Annotated in this window: 1 protein-coding gene; it reads right to left on the reverse strand. The window is 58.6% G+C overall.

What is annotated here, in order from left to right; all coding sequences use genetic code 11:
* Positions 1-52: 52 nt before the first annotated feature.
* Entirely contained in the window at positions 53-19327 is a 19275-nt protein-coding gene (locus tag ACKZ62_RS27075) for a retention module-containing protein (RefSeq protein WP_447096079.1), read from the reverse strand.
* Between the last annotated feature and the right edge of the window lie 294 nt (positions 19328-19621).

A 19621-nucleotide genomic window follows, 5' to 3' on the forward strand; every position in this document is an offset into this window, starting at 1 on the left:
AAGCGGATGCCATGGGGGCGCCAATCCCTAAAGATTGCCGCCCCCATGGTGATCAGTCGTGGTGCTTGACGGTCAAGTCGCCACCGGCGATCAGGCTATTGATCGCGGCGGAACCCGAGCCCCAACTGGCGCCATCCACTTTGATCGTGACATCAGCCGTGCCGCCACTGGTGCCGGTGAACGACCCGGTGCTGCTCACGCTCAGCGTCGAGTTGCCCGACGCATCCGTGGTCAGCCTCAGGTAGCTCGACAGGTTGGTGTCGTTATTGCCTTGCAGCAGGTCGGACAGGTCCAGCTTGTCGCCTTCACCGTGTTTGAAGTCAGTGATGCGATCAAAGCCACCGTTGGTGTTGGTGTCGCCTTTGAGCCACACAAAGGTATCGGCACCCGCGCCGCCGGTGAGGATGTCGTTGCCCTTGCCGCCCACCAGGATGTCATTGCCTGCGCCGCCGGAGAGCGTGTCGTTACCGCCCTGGCCGAACAGGATGTCATCGCCGGCGTTGCCGATCAGGGTGTCGCCGCCATCGTTGGTGCCGTAGATGTTCGACGCGTTGGCCAAAGCACCGACGTCCTGCACATGCTCAGTGATGTACTGATGCAAGGTGCGGTCGTCGATCTGATCGACCGTGGTCGCCAGCTTCTCGGCAGCGAATGCCTTGAGTGCCGCGCTGCCTTCCTGGCCTTTGTAGCTGATCAGGTCGCCGAAGATGATGTCGTTGCCCGAACCGCCGGAAACGTTGTCGGCACCGGTATCGGCGGTGTGGCCGGTAATGGTGTCCGCCAGCTTCGCGGTGTCGATCGTGCTAACCGTTTTGTCGGTATCGAAGTACTTCTGCAACATGTCCTTGTCGACGCTGTTGCCCAGGCCGATGGCCTGAACCTCAACCCCGCCCTTGACCGCAGTGATCAACGCCGCGTAAGCGTCTTTGGCCGCTTCCAACGGATAGTCGTAGTAGTAGCTGCTGTTGCCGACAGCCCCCGCCACGTCGAAACCACCGCGGCCGTCGGACACGACATAACCTTCAAAAGTCTTGGTGCCGGACGAGTTGTACGAATAGACCTTGCCTTCGCTGTCAACGATGACCTGGGTCTTGCCGTAGATCGTTGCGGTGACCTCAGTGGACTGGCCCAGGGTGTAGTTTTTGCTATTGACCTTGCTGTCGAAGTAAACCGTATCGCCGTAGCGGCTGGTCGCCCCAAGAGTAGGGTTGTTGTACGTGTAGTTGTAGACGTTCGGCGCACCGTCGGTAATGAAGTACGTCAGGTTCTTCGCACTGGCGTTGCTGGTCGCTTCAGAGCTCTTGAACCAGGCCGTCGCAGTGTTGAAGGCGTCCTGGTAGTTGGTCACGTCTGTCGAGTTGGAGCTCATGTTGTTCAACACAGCCTGCAACGCATCCTTGGCAGCCGCCTGGTCAGCCAGGTTGACCGACACTTGCGATTCGACCTTGGTATCGAAGTCCACCAGCAACACTTTCACCACACCCGAACCGGTCAACTTGGCGTTGGCGATCAGGGTATCGAAGATGGTCGACAACTGGGACTTGATCGAAGTCATCGCGCTCGAGCCGATACTGCCCGAGGTGTCAACGATGAACGCGATGTTGTAGTTGGTGCCCGGGGTGGTGATGCCACCTTTGTCGCCAATCACGATGTTGTGGGTCGAGGTGGAGCCCAGGTCGATGGTATCCACCGCAGCGCCGCCTTCCGTAACAGGGGTGTAGACCTGAGGCTTGACCGTGATGGTGGTCGTTGCCGCCAACGAACTCAGGCTGTTGCCACCCTCATTGTCAGTCACCGCGACATCAATGATGCGGTCGCCCAGCGTCGGGTACTTGCTGGTGCTGGAGTACTGGAACGACTCAAGCAGCGTCTTGTAGGTCGCCGCATCCGCCACGCCCGACAGGGTCAGCACGATCTTGCCGCTGACGTCAGTCCCGACGCTGGTCACGGTGATGCCTTTGTAGGTACCACCCACCGCTACCAGACTGGAGCTCAGCACATCGCCTGAACTGGCGTTTTTCAGGGTGATGGTCGCACTTTGCATCTGCGTGCTGTCGACGTCGCCAATGGCCACGCTGCCGGTAATCGCCACACCCGTGGTGCTGCGTTCGGTGTACGCGGTGTTGTAGCCGGTAGCGACAGCACCGTCAGCAGTGCTCAGGTCCAGGGTTGGGGCGTCGTTGACCGCAGTGATCACGATGCTCACTTTGCCGGTCGTTACCGCCGAAGCGCCAGTGCTCAGCTCCGTGGCCGTGGCTTTCACGGTGAGGTCGAAGCTGGCGGTCGAATCCTTGAGCGGCGTAACGGTCAGGGTTTTCAGGTTCCAGGTGCTGACATCGTAGAGCGTGCCGCTGCCGTTCGACGTGATGCTGTGCCCAGTGTTGCCGTCGGTAATCACGGTGCCGGCTGGCAAGCCGCTGATTTCCACCTTGTGCGACTCCGAGCCGTCGTTGTCGACAAACGTGGTAGTGATCGGGCTGACCTTGATCGCGGTGTCTTCCAGACCACGGTTGTAGACGTAGCCAGTGTAATAACCTTCGCCGTTGACGATATGGCTATCGCCGAGCACCGCACCGGCGGCTTTCAACGCGTCCACGCTGGTGTAGGTCTGCAGGCCGCTGTTGCCCAGGGACATCGACACGCCGTTGTTGATCGACACATTGACGTCGTAGTTGCCCGCGCCTGCCTGGTTGTAGTGGTAGATATCCAGGGTGTAGTAGCCCGACTCGGTCGGGGTGTAGCTCGACCCGGTAATCGCGCTGCCCTTGCTCCACGTCTCGGTGGCAACCAACTTGCCGCCCACGGTGATTGCCAGGCTGTCGTCGGCCGTACCAGTGAAGGTGTAGCTCTTGCCGGCTTCCAGGTAAATCAGGCCGGAGACTTTGGTCGCGGTACCGTCTGCCACATTGCTGTTGCTGACGCTGCTGGTCACGCCCGTGGTGACGGCGCTGGCAGCGGTCTTGGCGTCGATCACACGGATCAGATCGCTGGAATTGACCACACCGTTACCGTTGGTCCCCAGATCAGTGCGCAGAGTGCCGCCAGTCCAGGTTTGAATGACCAAGCCTGTAGGAACAGCGCCGAACGCGCCAACCGTCACAACCGGCACATCCGCCACCGGGTGGATATCCACGGTGATGACCTTGGTGTCGCTGTAGGAATTGCCGTCAGTAGCCTGGAATTGCAGCTGGGTGTAATCGGTCTGCTTGTTGCCCACACCTGTGCCCACGAAGGTGTTGTCACCCGATTCGTTGGCTGCCGGGGTGTAACGCACGTTGTGGCCGTCGAAGTCCGCCTGGCTGAACGACTTACCGGCAGAGGTATCGGTTTTCAGATCAGTCGCGCTGAGTTTGACCCACGCGCCGTTGGAGTAGTACTCGATGGAACCGGCAGGCAGGCTGGTGAACACCACTTTCGGGTTTGTGGAGTCCTCATCGCTGACGCCGAAGGTCGCCCAAGTCAATTCGATCGGGGTGTCTTCGTCGCCCTGGATGTAGCCGTTGCTGGCGATCGGAGTGTCGTCGACCAACGTCACGGTCGGCTGACCAGTGCTGTGTGAGTTGGCGCCGTCAGCGTCAGTGACGGTCAGGTCAATCTTCGGCAACTGATGACCGGAGTTGACGTAGTCCGCGCCCTTCTGCGTCAGCACAACGTTGGTGCCGGACAGGCTGTAATAGCCATCCGAATTGGTGCCGGTGGTGAAGGTGACCTTCAGTTGGGCGACCGGTGTTTCTTCGTCGCTTGCCGAGAAAGTACCGGCCACGGTGCCAACTTTGGCGGTGTTCTCCACGATGGTAGTCGCAGCCACGGTGATAACCGGGATGTCGTTGACCAAAGTAACGACCGGCTGAGCGTCGCTGTGCGAAGTGGCGTTGTCAGCATCGGTGACGGTCAGGTCAATTTTCGGCAGTTGATTACCGGCGTTGACGAAGTCCGCGCCCTTCTGCGTCAGCACAACATTAGTGCCAGACAGGGTGTAGTAGCCGTCCGCGTTGGTGCCGGTGGTGAAGGTGACTTTCAGGCTGGCAGTAGGCGTTTCTTCGTCGGTGGCGGTGAAGCTACCGGCGATAGTGCCGACTTTGGCGCTGTTCTCGACAATGGTGGTAGCAGCCACGGTGATAACCGGGATGTCGTTGACCAAAGTAACGACCGGCTGAGCATCGCTGTGCGAAGTGGCGTTGTCAGCATCGGTGACGGTCAGGTCAATTTTCGGCAACTGGTTGCCGGCGTTGACGAAGTCCGCGCCCTTCTGCGTCAGCACAACATTAGTGCCAGACAGGGTGTAGTAACCCTGAGTATTGGTGCCGGTGGTGAAGGTGACTTTCAGGCTGGCAGTAGGCGTTTCTTCGTCGGTAGCAACGAAGCTACCGGCCACGGTGCCAACTTTGGCGGTGTTCTCCACGATGGTAGCCGCAGCCACGGTGATAACCGGGATGTCGTTGACCAAAGTAACGACCGGCTGAGCGTCGCTGTGCGAAGTGGCGTTGTCGGCGTCGGTGACGGTCAGGTCAATTTTCGGCAACTGGTTGCCGGCGTTGACGAAGTCCGCGCCCTTCTGCGTCAGCACAACGTTAGTGCCAGACAGGGTGTAGTAACCCTGAGTATTGGTGCCGGTGGTGAAATCAACTTTCAGGCTGGCCGTCGGGGTTTCTTCGTCAGTTGCTACGAAGCTACCGGCGACGGTGCCGACTTTGGCGCTGTTCTCAACAATGGTGGTAGCAGCCACGGTGATAACCGGGATGTCGTTGACCAAAGTAACGACCGGCTGAGCATCGCTGTGCGAAGTGGCGTTGTCGGCGTCGGTGACGGTCAGGTCAATTTTCGGCAGTTGATTACCGGCGTTGACGAAGTCCGCGCCCTTCTGCGTCAGCACCACGTTGGTACCGGACAGGGTGTAGTAACCCTGAGTATTGGTGCCGGTGGTGAAATCAACTTTCAGGCTGGCTGTCGGGGTTTCTTCGTCAGTGGCTACGAAGCTACCGGCGATAGTGCCGACTTTGGCGCTGTTCTCGACAATGGTGGTAGCAGCCACGGTGATAACCGGGATGTCGTTGACCAAAGTAACGACCGGCTGAGCATCGCTGTGCGAAGTGGCGTTGTCTGCGTCGGTGACGGTCAGGTCAATTTTCGGCAACTGGTTGCCGGCGTTGACGAAGTCCGCGCCCTTCTGCGTCAGCACCACGTTGGTACCGGACAGGGTGTAGTAACCCTGAGTATTGGTGCCGGTGGTGAAATCAACTTTCAGGCTGGCCGTCGGGGTTTCTTCGTCAGTTGCTACGAAGCTACCGGCGATGGTGCCGACTTTGGCGCTGTTCTCAACAATGGTGGTCGCAGCCACGGTGATAACCGGGATGTCGTTTACCAAAGTAACGACCGGCTGAGCGTCGCTGTGCGAAGTGGCGTTGTCGGCGTCGGTGACGGTCAGGTCAATTTTCGGCAACTGGTTGCCGGCGTTGACGAAGTCCGCGCCCTTCTGCGTCAGCACAACGTTGGTACCGGACAGAGTGTAGTAACCCTGAGTATTGGTGCCGGTGGTGAAATCAACTTTCAGGCTGGCCGTCGGGGTTTCTTCGTCAGTTGCTACGAAGCTACCGGCGATAGTGCCGACTTTGGCGCTGTTCTCCACGATAGTGGTCGCAGCCACGGTGATAACCGGGATGTCGTTGACCAGGGTGACATCTGGAGTAGCGGCGGCGTTCGCGCTGCCTTTGTCTGCATCAGTCACGGTCAGATCGAACGCTGGCAATTTGTTGCCCGCGTTAACGAAGTCAGCACCGGCCTGAGTCAGGACAACGTTGTTGCCAACGATGGCGTAGTAACCGTCTTTATTGCTGTCACCGGTGAAGGTGACTTTCAAATCGGCAACTGGGGTTTCTTCGTCACCCACGGTGAACGAGCCCGCCACAGTGTCTTTGCTGACAGCGTCTTCAACCAACGGATTGGCGGTTACTTCGATGGTCGGCAGGTCGTTGACCAAGGTGACATCCGGAGTAGCGGCGGCGGTTGCGCTGCCCTTATCGGCATCAGTCACGGTCAGGTCAAACGCTGGGAGTTTGTTCCCTGAGTTAACGAAGTCAGCACCGGCCTGAGTCAGAACAACGTTGTTGCCAACGATGGCGTAGTAACCGTCTTTATTGCTGTCGCCGGTGAAGGTGACCACCAGGTTTGCAACTGGGGTTTCTTCGTCACCCACGGTGAACGAACCCGCCACAGTGTCTTTGCTGACAGCGTCTTCGACCAACGGATTGGCGGTTACTTCGATGGTCGGCAGGTCGTTGACCAGCGTCACGTCCGGAGTAGCGGCGGCAGTTGCGCTGCCTTTGTCAGCATCAGTCACGGTCAGGTCAAACGCTGGCAATTTGTTGCCCGCGTTAACGAAGTCAGCACCGGCCTGAGTCAGGACAACGTTGTTGCCAACGATGGCGTAGTAACCGTCTTTATTGCTGTCGCCGGTGAAGGTGACCACCAGGTTTGCAACCGGGGTTTCTTCGTCACCCACGGTGAACGAGCCCGCAACAGTGTCTTTGCTGACAGCGTCTTCAACCAACGGATTGGCGGTTACTTCGATGGTCGGCAGGTCGTTGACCAGCGTCACGTCCGGAGTAGCGGCGGCAGTTGCGCTGCCTTTGTCAGCATCAGTCACGGTCAGATCGAACGCTGGGAGTTTGTTCCCAGCATTGACGAAGTCAGCACCGGCCTGAGTCAGGACAACGTTGTTGCCAACGATGGCGTAGTAACCGTCTTTATTGCTGTCACCGGTGAAGGTGACCACCAGGTTTGCAACTGGGGTTTCTTCGTCACCCACGGTGAACGAACCCGCCACGGTGTCTTTGCTGACAGCGTCTTCGACCAACGGATTGGCGGTTACTTCGATGGTCGGCAGGTCGTTGACCAGCGTCACGTCCGGAGTAGCGGCGGCAGTTGCGCTGCCTTTGTCAGCATCAGTCACGGTCAGGTCAAACGCTGGCAATTTGTTGCCCGCGTTAACGAAGTCAGCACCGGCCTGAGTCAGGACAACGTTGTTGCCAACGATGGCGTAGTAACCGTCTTTATTGCTGTCGCCGGTGAAGGTGACCACCAGGTTTGCAACCGGGGTTTCTTCGTCACCCACGGTGAACGAGCCCGCAACAGTGTCTTTGCTGACAGCGTCTTCAACCAACGGATTGGCGGTTACTTCGATGGTCGGCAGGTCGTTGACCAGCGTCACGTCCGGAGTAGCGGCGGCAGTTGCGCTGCCTTTGTCAGCATCAGTCACGGTCAGATCGAACGCTGGGAGTTTGTTCCCAGCATTGACGAAGTCAGCACCGGCCTGAGTCAGGACAACGTTGTTGCCAACGATGGCGTAGTAACCGTCTTTATTGCTGTCACCGGTGAAGGTGACTTTCAAATCGGCAACTGGGGTTTCTTCGTCACCCACGGTGAACGAGCCCGCCACGGTGTCTTTGCTGACAGCGTCTTCAACCAACGGATTGGCGGTTACTTCGATGGTCGGCAGGTCGTTGACCAGCGTCACGTCCGGAGTAGCGGCGGCAGTTGCGCTGCCTTTGTCAGCATCAGTCACAGTTAGGTCAAACGCTGGGAGTTTGTTCCCTGCGTTGACGAAGTCAGCACCGGCCTGAGTCAGGACAACGTTGTTGCCAACGATGGCGTAGTAACCGTCTTTATTGCTGTCGCCGGTGAAGGTGACCACCAGGTTTGCAACTGGGGTTTCTTCGTCACCCACGGTGAACGAGCCCGCCACAGTGTCTTTGCTGACAGCGTCTTCAACCAACGGATTGGCGGTTACTTCGATGGTCGGCAGGTCGTTGACCAGCGTCACGTCCGGAGTAGCGGCGGCGGTTGCGCTGCCCTTATCGGCATCAGTCACAGTCAGGTCAAACGCTGGGAGTTTGTTCCCTGCATTGACGAAGTCAGCACCGGCCTGAGTCAGGACAACGTTGTTGCCAACGATGGCGTAGTAACCGTCTTTATTGCTGTCACCGGTGAAGGTGACTTTCAAATCGGCAACTGGGGTTTCTTCGTCACCCACGGTGAACGAGCCCGCCACGGTGTCTTTGCTGACAGCGTCTTCAACCAACGGATTGGCGGTTACTTCGATGGTCGGCAGGTCGTTGACCAGCGTCACGTCCGGAGTAGCGGCGGCAGTTGCGCTGCCTTTGTCAGCATCAGTCACAGTTAGGTCAAACGCTGGGAGTTTGTTCCCTGCGTTGACGAAGTCAGCACCGGCCTGAGTCAGGACAACGTTGTTGCCAACGATGGCGTAGTAACCGTCTTTATTGCTGTCGCCGGTGAAGGTGACCACCAGGTTTGCAACTGGGGTTTCTTCGTCACCCACGGTGAACGAGCCCGCCACAGTGTCTTTGCTGACAGCGTCTTCAACCAATGGATTGGCGGTTACTTCGATGGTCGGCAGGTCGTTGACCAGCGTCACATCCGGAGTAGCGGCGGCGGTTGCGCTGCCTTTGTCAGCATCAGTCACGGTTAGATCGAACGCTGGCAGTTTATTGCCCGCATTAACAAAGTCAGCACCGGCCTGAGTCAGGACAACGTTGTTGCCAACGATGGCGTAGTAACCGTCTTTATTGCTGTCGCCGGTGAAGGTGACCACCAGGTTTGCAACTGGGGTCTCCTCGTCACCCACGGTGAACGAGCCCGCCACGGTGTCTTTGCTGACAGCGTCTTCAACCAACGGATTGGCGGTTACTTCGATGGTCGGCAGGTCGTTAATCAGCGTCACATCCGGCGTTGCAGCATCGTGCGAGCTGCCCTTATCGGCATCCGTCACGGTCAAGTCAATCGCAGGCAGTTTGTTACCCGCATTGACGAAGTTCGCGCCCGCCAGGGTCAACACCACGGCGTTGCCAAGGAGGGTGTAGTAGCCATCTTTGTTGCTGTCGCCGGTGAAGGTCACTTTCAGATCGGCAATCGGGGTCTCAACGTCGCTGACGGTAAAGGTACCGGCAACGGTGCCTTCGGCCACGGAGCCTTCCACCAGAGGGTTCGCTACGACATCAATCACCGGCAGGTCGTTGACCGCAATCACGTTAATCGGCAGCGTAATCGACTCGGACTTAGGCGCCGCATCACCATCCTGCGCAGTGGCGGTGACGGTGAGGTTCACCAGGCCATTGGCGTTTGGTACCGGGTTATAGACCAGCGTGCCCTTGTTCCAGGTGCTGATATCGATGCTTTGCACGTCAGCCGTGGCCGTGAAGCTGTGGCCCGGCGTGCCGTCAGAAATGGTCGCGCCTTCTGGAATACCGCTGATTTCCAGCTTCAGCGTCTCGGAGCCGTCTTTGTCGGTCGCATAAGCGTCAATCGCAGACAACTTGATCGCGTGGTCTTCCAGGCCAGCGTTCAGCACCTGGGTAACGCTGATGTTGTCCAGCACGCCGCCAAGCGAGTTGTTGGTCTCGCCGGCCGGGGCCTTAAATTCGAGTTTGGCATCGCCGTCAGCGGTGACCGGCACGGTGAAGGTGTAGGTCTTCATGCCAACGACAGTGGTGTCCAGGGTGCCGACTTTGACGCCGCCCCAGAACACGTCGATCACCGAACTGTTCTCAGCGCCCGCACGCGGCGAGTAGTCGACCGAGATGGTGTACGCGGTGCCGCCTTCCGCTTTGATGATGGTGTACAGGCTGGCGTCGTCGCCGGCGTTTTTCTCCAGCTCGATGACCTGGCTATTGCCTGGGGTCTCTACGCCGTAAATGCTGCTTTGGCCGATTTCCACCTTGCCGTCGGCGTTGCCGGTCTGCCATTGGGTATTCGGATTGGTGCCGGCTGCGTTATTGGCATCGCCAACCGCGACGACGCTCCAGGAGCCGCCGATGGGGGCGCTGTCGAAGTTGATCGCGCTGACAACGCCGCCACCGAGCAGGCCCAGGTGCGGGGTATCGGTAACCGGGGCGATTGTCACTGGGGCAGTGGTTTCGACGCTGGCTTTACCAGCATTGTCGACCGCGGTGAAGGTGAGCGCGGTATTGCCGCTCCAGTCCGCGGTTGGGGAGAAGTAAACCGACGCCTTGCCGTCAGCGCCCGCTGGCACCGAATCACCGACCTTGAGATCGGTGGTCAGGCTGGCGTCGCTATACAGCTTGCCGTTTTCCGGCAAGGTGGTGATGACGAACTGGGCAACGGAACCGTCCACATCGGCGCCACTCAGTACGATGGTGGCCGCGTGGTCTTCGTCCGCGCCCGCCGAGGTGGCGGTTGCTGTCGGTGCATCGTTGAATAGCTCGACGGTGACCTTGCCGGTGGCGCTGCTGGTTTCCGGTGGCTCACGGTCAAGGTTGCCGCCACCGATATCGGTGACGTCGATGGTTACTGTGCGATCAGTGCCAACCGGATTGTTGCCCGGGGCCTGGAAGGTAATCGCTTCAACCAGCTTGGTGAAGTCGGCCGCGCTGTTGCCGGCTGGCGAGTTGCTGGTCAGGGTGTAGACGATCTTGCCATCGGCGGCGCTGCCGCTTTCGGTGATGGTGATACCCGCAACAGCGAGGGCCTTGAGCAAGTCGGCGTTGCTGAGCAGGTCGCCGGACACCAGGTGATCAACGGTGACCACTACCTTGCTGAAGGTTTTGTTGTCGACGTCGGTGATGCTCAGGTTTTCGACCAGCGCCACCGCACCTTTCTGCTCGACAAACTTAGTGCTGTCAAAACTGATAACCGGCGCATCGTTAACCGGTACCACGTAGATCACGGAAGTCACAGGCGCGGAGTCCGCCTGGCCGTCGTTCACGGTGATGGTCAGGTTACGGTTGGCCGGGCTTGGGTCTTCGCTTTCGCTGGCGAAGTGCACCGATCGCAGGACTTCCTGGTACTCAGCCTTGGTCGCTTCACCGGACAGGGTCAGTACGCCGGTGTCCTTGTCATAGCTGACGGTGATTTTGGTGTTGCTGACATCGGCGATCAGCACGTCATCGGCCAAGTGGTTGACCAGCGTGACTTTGGCGCTTTGCAAGGTGCTGTTGTCGACGTCGGTGATGGTCAGGTTCGCCGCGACGTAGCCGCCGGGTTTGCCCTCGATGTAGGTGTCGCCGAACGCGTTGGTCGAACCATTGCCCAGTACCGGCGCGTCGTTGACCGCAGTGACCACGACGCTGATCTTGCCGGTCGAGACTTCTTCAACACCGGTGCTCAACTCTTTGGCGGTGGCCTTCACGGTCAAGTCGAAACTGGCCGTAGAGTCCTTGAACGGCGTAACCGTCAGGGTGCTCAGGTTCCAGGTGCTCACGTCGTACAGCGTGTTTGCGCCGGTTGAGATGATGCTATGGCCGGTAGTGCCGTCGGTGAGCACGGAGCCTTCCGGCAAGCCGCTGATTTCCACCTTGTGGGATTCCGAGCCGTCGGTGTCGACAAAAGTGGCGGTGATCGGCGCGATCTTAATCGCGGTGTCTTCCAGACCGTGGTTGTAGACGTTGCCGGTGTAATAGCCTTCGCCATTCACAACGTGGCTGTCGCCCAGGACCATGCCTGCGGCTTCCAACGCGGCGGCACTGGTGTAGGTCTGCAGGCCACTGTTGCCCAGGGACACCGACGAACCGTTGTTGATCGACACATTGACGTCGTAGTTGCCCGGGCCGTTCTGGTTGTAGTGGTAGATGTCGAGGGTGTAGTAACCCGACTCGGTCGGCGTGTAGGACGACCCGTTGATACCGCTGCCCTGGCTCCAGGTTTCGGAAGCGACCAGCTTGCCGCCCACGGTAATAGCCAGACTGTCGTCGGCCGAACCGGTGAAGGTGTAGCTCTTGCCAGCTTCCAGGTAAACCAGACCGGACACTTTGGTCGCGGTGCCTTCGGCCACATTGCCGTTGCTTACATTGCTGGTCACGCCCGTGGAGGCGGCGCTGTCAGCGGTTTGGGCGTTGATCACTTTGATCAGGTTGCTGGACTGGGTGACGCCTTGGCCGTTAGTGCCCAACTCGCCCGGCAGGTTGCTGCCGGTCCAGGTTTGAATGGTCAGACCGGTTGGCACTTGGCCGACGGTCAGCACCGGCACATCCGTCACCGGGTGAATATCCACAGTGATGGTTTTGGTATCGCTGTAGGAGTTGCCGTCGGTGGCTTGGAACTTCAGCTCGGTGTAATCACCTTGCTTGTTGCCCACGCCGGTGTTTCCGAAGCTGTTGTCGCCCGACTCGTTGTCTGCCGGGGTGTAACGCACGTTGTGGGCATCGAAGTCAGCCTGAGTGAAGGCCTTGCCCGCCGAGGTGTCGGTTTTCAGATCGGCCGTGGTGAGCTTGACCCACTCACCGTCGACTTTGTATTCGATGGAGCCGGCCGGCAGGCTGGTGAACACCACTGCCGGGCTCGTGGAATCTTCGTCCTGCACACCGAAAGTCGCCCAAGTGAGCTCGATCGAGGTGTCTTCGTTGCCCTCGATGCGGCCGTCGACGGCGGTTGGGGTGTCATCGACCAGCGTGACAGCCGGCTGGCCAGTGTTGTGGGAATTGAGGCCTTCAGGGTCGGTGACGGTCAGGTCGATTTTTGGCAACTGATTACCGGCATTGACGAAATCGGCGCCTTTTTGGGTCAGCACGACATTGTTGCCGGAGAGGCTGTAGTAGCCGTCAGCGTTGGTGCCAGCGGTGAAGCTGATGGTCAGGCTTTCACGCGGAGACTCTTCGTCACGCGCGTTGAACGTACCGGCGACGGTGCCAACTTCGGCGGTGTTCTCGACGATGGTAGTCGGCGTGATGTCGATCAGCGGTACATCGTTGACCAGGGTTACGGTCGGCTGGCCAGTGCCGGTGGAGTTCAGGCCTTCAACGTCGGTGACGGTGAGGTCGATCTTCGGCAGCTGGTTGCCGGCGTTAACGAAGTCGGCGCCTTTTTCGGTCAGCACGACGTTGTTACCGGAGATGGCGTAGTAGCCGTCAGCGTTGGTGCCTGCGGTGAAGCTGATGGTCAAACCATCGCGTGGTGTTTCTTCGTCTTTAGCGACGAAGGTACCGGCGACGGTGCCTGCTTCAGCGGTGTTTTCAACGATGGTGGTCGGCGTGACAGCAATTACTGGGACGTCGTTAACCAAGGTCACGGTCGGTTGACCGGTGCCGGTGGAATTCAGGCCTTCAACATCGGTAACGGTCAGGTCGATCTTCGGCAGCTGGTTACCCGCGTTAACGAAATCGGCGCCTTTTTGGGTCAGCACGACATTGTTGCCGGAGAGGCTGTAGTAGCCGTCAGCGTTGGTGCCAGCGGTGAAGCTGATGGTCAGGCTTTCACGCGGAGACTCTTCGTCACGCGCGTTGAACGTACCGGCGACGGTGCCAACTTCGGCGGTGTTCTCGACGATGGTAGTCGGCGTGATGTCGATCAGCGGTACATCGTTGACCAGGGTTACGGTCGGCTGGCCAGTGCCGGTGGAGTTCAGGCCTTCAACGTCGGTGACGGTGAGGTCGATCTTCGGCAGCTGGTTGCCGGCGTTAACGAAGTCGGCGCCTTTTTCGGTCAGCACGACGTTGTTACCGGAGATGGCGTAGTAGCCGTCAGCGTTGGTGCCTGCGGTGAAGCTGATGGTCAAACCATCGCGTGGTGTTTCTTCGTCTTTAGCGACGAAGGTACCGGCGACGGTGCCTGCTTCAGCGGTGTTTTCAACGATGGTGGTCGGCGTGACAGCAATTACTGGGACGTCGTTAACCAAGGTCACGGTCGGTTGACCGGTGCCGGTGGAATTCAGGCCTTCAACATCGGTAACGGTCAGGTCGATCTTCGGCAGCTGGTTACCCGCGTTAACGAAATCGGCGCCTTTTTCGGTCAGGACCACGTTGTTGCCGGAGATGGCGTAGTAGCCGTCAGCGTTGGTGCCAGCGGTAAAGCTGATGTTCAGGTTTTCGCGCGGAGTTTCTTCGTCTTTCGCGACGAAGGTACCGGCGACGGTGCCTGCTTCAGCAGTGTTCTCGACGATGGTGGTCGGAGTGACAGCAATCACGGGAACATCGTTAACCAGCGTTACGGTCGGTTGACCGGTGCCAGTGGAGTTCAGGCCTTCAACGTCAGTAACGGTCAGGTCGATCTTAGGCAACTGGTTGCCGGCATTAACGAAGTCAGCACCTTTTTCGGTCAGGACCACGTTGTTGCCGGAGATGGCGTAGTAGCCGTCAGCGTTGGTGCCAGCAGTGAAGCTGATGGTCAAACCATCGCGTGGTGTTTCTTCGTCTTTCGCGACGAAGGTCCCGGCGACGGTGCCTGCTTCGGCGGTGTTCTCGACGATGGTGGTCGGCGTAACAGCAATTACTGGTACGTCGTTGACCAGGGTCACGGTCGGTTGACCAGTGCCGGTGGAATTCAGACCTTCAACGTCAGTAACGGTGAGGTCGATCTTCGGCAGCTGGTTGCCGGCGTTAACGAAATCGGCGCCTTTTTCAGTCAGCACGACGTTGTTGCCGGAGATGGCGTAGTAGCCGTCAGCGTTGGTGCCTGCGGTGAAGCTGATGGTCAAACCATCGCGCGGAGTTTCTTCGTCTTTGGCGACGAAGGTACCGGCGACGGTGCCTGCTTCAGCAGTGTTCTCGATGATGGTGGTCGGCGTGACAGCAATCACCGGAACGTCGTTAACCAGCGTTACGGTCGGTTGACCGGTACCGGTGGAATTCAGGCCTTCAACATCGGTAACAGTCAGGTCGATCTTCGGCAGCTGGTTACCAGCGTTAACGAAGTCAGCACCTTTTTCAGTCAGCACGACGTTGTTGCCGGAGATGGCGTAGTAGCCGTCAGCGTTGGTGCCTGCGGTGAAGCTGATGTTCAGGTTTTCGCGTGGGGTTTCTTCATCTTTCGCGACGAAAGTACCGGCGACGGTGCCTGCTTCAGCAGTGTTCTCGACGATGGTGGTCGGCGTGACAGCAATCACCGGAACATCGTTAACCAGAGTCACGGTCGGCTGGCCGGTGCCAGTGGAGTTCAGGCCCTCAACGTCGGTAACGGTCAGGTCGATCTTCGGCAGCTGGTTGCCAGCGTTAACGAAGTCAGCACCTTTTTCAGTCAGGACTACGTTGTTGCCGGAGATGGCGTAGTAGCCGTCAGCGTTGCTGCCAGCGGTGAAGCTGATGGTCAAACCATCGCGCGGGGTTTCTTCGTCTTTCGCGACGAAGGTACCGGCGACGGTGCCTGCTTCAGCGGTGTTTTCAACGATGGTGGTCGGCGTGACAGCAATTACTGGGACGTCGTTAACCAAGGTCACGGTCGGTTGACCGGTGCCGGTGGAATTCAGGCCTTCAACATCGGTAACAGTCAGGTCGATCTTCGGCAGCTGGTTGCCAGCGTTAACGAAGTCAGCACCTTTTTCAGTCAGGACCACGTTGTTGCCGGAGATGGCGTAGTAGCCGTCAGCGTTGGTGCCAGCGGTGAAGCTGATGTTCAGGTTCTCGCGTGGGGTTTCTTCGTCTTTCGCGACGAAGGTACCGGCGACGGTGCCTGCTTCAGCAGTGTTCTCGACGATGGTAGTCGGCGTGACAGCAATTACCGGAACGTCGTTAACCAGGGTCACGGTCGGTTGACCGGTGCCAGTGGAGTTAAGGCCTTCAACGTCAGTAACGGTCAGGTCGATCTTCGGCAACTGGTTGCCGGCATTAACGAAGTCAGCACCTTTTTCGGTTAGGACTACGTTGTTGCCGGAGATGGCGTAGTAGCCGTCAGCGTTGGTGCCAGCGGTGAAGCTGATGTTCAGGTTTTCGCGCGGGGTTTCTTCGTCTTTGGCAACGAAGGTACCGGCGACGGTGCCTGCTTCGGCAGTGTTTTCAACGATGGTGGTCGGCGTGACAGCAATTACCGGTACGTCGTTAACCAGCGTTACGGTCGGTTGACCGGTGCCAGTGGAGTTCAGGCCTTCAACGTCAGTAACGGTCAGGTCGATCTTCGGCAACTGGTTGCCGGCATTAACGAAGTCAGCACCTTTTTCGGTCAGGACCACGTTGTTGCCGGAGATGGCGTAGTAGCCGTCAGCGTTGGTGCCAGCAGTGAAGCTGATGGTCAAACCATCGCGTGGTGTTTCTTCGTCTTTCGCGACGAAGGTACCGGCGACGGTGCCTGCTTCGGCGGTGTTCTCGACGATGGTGGTCGGCGTGACAGCAATCACCGGAACATCGTTAACCAGCGTTACGGTCGGTTGACCAGTGCCGGTGGAATTCAGACCTTCAACGTCGGTGACGGTGAGGTCGATTTTCGGCAGTTGGTTACCAGCGTTAACGAAGTCAGCACCTTTTTCGGTCAGGACCACGTTGTTGCCGGAGATGGCGTAGTAACCGTCAGCGTTGGTGCCAGCGGTGAAGCTGATGTTCAGGTTTTCGCGTGGGGTTTCTTCGTCTTTGGCGACGAAAGTACCGGCGACGGTGCCTGCTTCAGCGGTGTTTTCAACGATGGTGGTCGGCGTGACAGCAATCACCGGAACGTCGTTAACCAGCGTTACGGTCGGTTGACCGGTGCCAGTGGAGTTCAGGCCTTCAACGTCGGTGACGGTGAGGTCGATTTTCGGCAGTTGGTTACCCGCGTTAACGAAGTCAGCACCTTTTTCGGTCAGGACCACGTTGTTGCCGGAGATGGCGTAGTAACCGTCAGCGTTGGTGCCAGCGGTGAAGCTGATGTTCAGGTTTTCGCGTGGGGTTTCTTCGTCTTTGGCGACGAAAGTACCGGCGACGGTGCCTGCTTCAGCGGTGTTTTCAACGATGGTGGTCGGCGTGACAGCAATCACCGGAACATCGTTAACCAGCGTTACGGTCGGTTGACCGGTGCCAGTGGAATTCAGGCCTTCAACGTCAGTAACGGTCAGGTCGATCTTCGGCAGTTGGTTACCCGCGTTAACGAAGTCAGCACCTTTTTCGGTCAGGACCACGTTGTTGCCGGAGATGGCGTAGTAACCGTCAGCGTTGGTGCCAGCGGTGAAGCTGATGTTCAGGTTTTCGCGTGGGGTTTCTTCGTCTTTAGCAACGAAGGTACCGGCGACGGTGCCTGCTTCGGCGGTGTTCTCGACGATGGTGGTCGGAGTGACAGCAATCACCGGAACATCGTTAACCAGCGTTACGGTCGGTTGACCAGTGCCGGTGGAATTCAGGCCTTCAACATCGGTGACGGTGAGGTCGATCTTCGGCAGCTGGTTACCCGCGTTAACGAAGTCAGCACCTTTTTCAGTCAGCACGACGTTGTTGCCGGAGATGGCGTAGTAGCCGTCAGCGTTGGTGCCAGCGGTGAAGCTGATGGTCAAACCATCGCGCGGAGTTTCTTCGTCTTTGGCGACGAAAGTACCGGCGACGGTGCCTGCTTCGGCGGTGTTTTCAACGATGGTGGTAGGCGTGACAGCAATTACTGGGACGTCGTTAACCAGGGTCACCGTCGGTTGACCGGTACCGGTTGAATTCAGGCCTTCAGGGTCAGTGACGGTCAGGTCGATCTTCGGCAGCTGGTTACCAGCGTTAACGAAGTCGGCGCCTTTTTCAGTCAGCACGACGTTGTTACCGGAGATGGCGTAGTAGCCGTCAGCGTTGGTGCCTGCGGTGAAGCTGATGGTCAAACCATCGCGCGGGGTTTCTTCGTCTTTGGCAACGAAGGTACCAGCGACGGTGCCCGCCGCCGCCGTTTCTTCAACAATGGTGTTAGCCGTGATTTCAATCACGGGCACATCGTTGACCAGGGTCACGGTCGGCTGGCCAGCAGCGTTGGAGTTGAGGCCTTCGGGATCGGTAACCGTCAGGTCGATCTTCGGCAGTTGGTTGCCGGCGTTGACGTAGTCCGCGCCCTTCTGCGTCAACACAACGGTGTTGTCGACGATGGCGTAGTAGCCATCCTTGTTGTTGTCACCCGTAAACGTGACGGTCAGTTGGCCAGCCGGTGTTTCTGCATCGCTGATAACAAACGTGCCCGCCACACTGCCCGCGACTGCGGTGTTTTCGACCAGGGTCGTGCCCGTCACGTCGATCAGCGGCGCATCGTTGACCGGTGTGATCGTGATCGTCAGCGTGCTGCTGGAACCGGTGTTGGTGGTGTATTCGATCTGCGGCACTTCGCCGCTGTAATCCTTGACCGGGGTAAAGACGTATGCGCCATCAGCACCGATGGTGATGGAACCAATGCCTTGGATGTCAGCAGTCTGGCCAGCGTTGTAGGTCGTGTTGCCCACTTTGAAGGTAGCGACAGCCAACTGGTTATCGATGTCGCTGTCGTTGCTCAGCACATTGCCGGTCGCGACGCTATCTTCGACGATGGTGTTGGTATCGGCGACCAACACGCTTGGATCATCCACAGCAACCACAGTGGAAGTGGCCGGCTCAGGATTGATTGCAAGGTTTTCGTAGTTACCGCCAGTCGCTTCGGTGATCGTGACGCTGACGGCCAGGTTCTTGCCATCAGCCAGGTTGGCAGGCGTATCGGCAGTGACCGTGCCGGTGGTTTTACCGGCCTCAATGGTGATGGTCAGGTCGTTGGACAGTTTGATCACAACGTCGGTCTGAGCCGCGTTGGTCACCGTTGCGGTGTAGACGATCTGGCCGCCTTCATTCACCGACGGGGTCGCGGTCAGGGTGACGGTGGTGGTGTCGATGGTGTCAGCGATCTGCGTGACTGCTGGCGCCGGGTCGGTGGTGATGATGAGGTTGCCGCCACCGGAGGTGCCGGCGATGGTGGCGGAGATCGACGAGGCGTCCAGGTAAGGCGTGTCATTACCGGCGAAAGTGACGTTCAGCACGCCCGAGGTCTGGCCCGCGGCGATCACAACGGAGAGGCCGTTGGACAAGGTGACGGTGAGGTCGCTGGTCGGTGCCTGGGTGATGAATACGGTGTAAACGACTACGCCACCGGCTTCGGTGATGCTCGGCGTGGCGGTCAAGGTAATGGTGACGTTGCGCGGATCTACGCCGTTGTTGTCGGCACCGGTTTGGGTCGTGCCTACGGCATCACCGGCATTCAAGCCGGTCGTTGGGTAACCAATGGTGGGGTCAACCACGCCTGCTGTGGCTTCCAGCACAACAAAACTGTGACCGCCACCCGCGGCGCCGTCTGCGCCTGCGGAGGTCGGGCCGGCAGCGGTGGCTTCGAGGTCTTGGGTAGGGTCAGCGCCGGCAGCGATGGCTTGCTGCAGTTCGGCAACGGACGGTGCAGCTTGAGCAGTCGCAGCACTGAGGTCGGTGACCGAGTCAGGAGCGTTCGCGCTCCACTGAGTGTCGCGACCCAGGTCGATGACGCGGCCGTCGGCCAGTTCCAGCGACACGGCACCCGAAGCACCGGTATCGACCTGCTCCCCTGCAAACAGGCGATCCCCTTCTACAAGCAGGCGGCGAATCCCTTCCGGGGAAACTGCGAACACTTGACCGACAATGCTTTTGACGACCGCAACGCTGCTCATAAAAGACTCTCCGTGTATTACCGTCAGGGGGTATCCATCAAGGTGACCGGCCGTCTCATGGGTGCCGATTCAATAGCTGGAGTACGTAGTTTCTAAGTAAGAAATTTGGCGTCAATATTTTGTTGTTCCGTCAGGAGAATTACTTTTCCGTCAAGGTATTGACCTATTGGGCGTCATCCTAAACAATCCGCCCGGTAATGTCACATTGATATTTAAACGGCCTCGCGACTTTCTGTTTGCGCCCTCCGGCGCCCTAGAAAAACGGGCATTTCGAGTTGCCACTCCAATGCAATA

The sequence above is a fragment of the Pseudomonas sivasensis genome, from assembly GCF_052938085.1.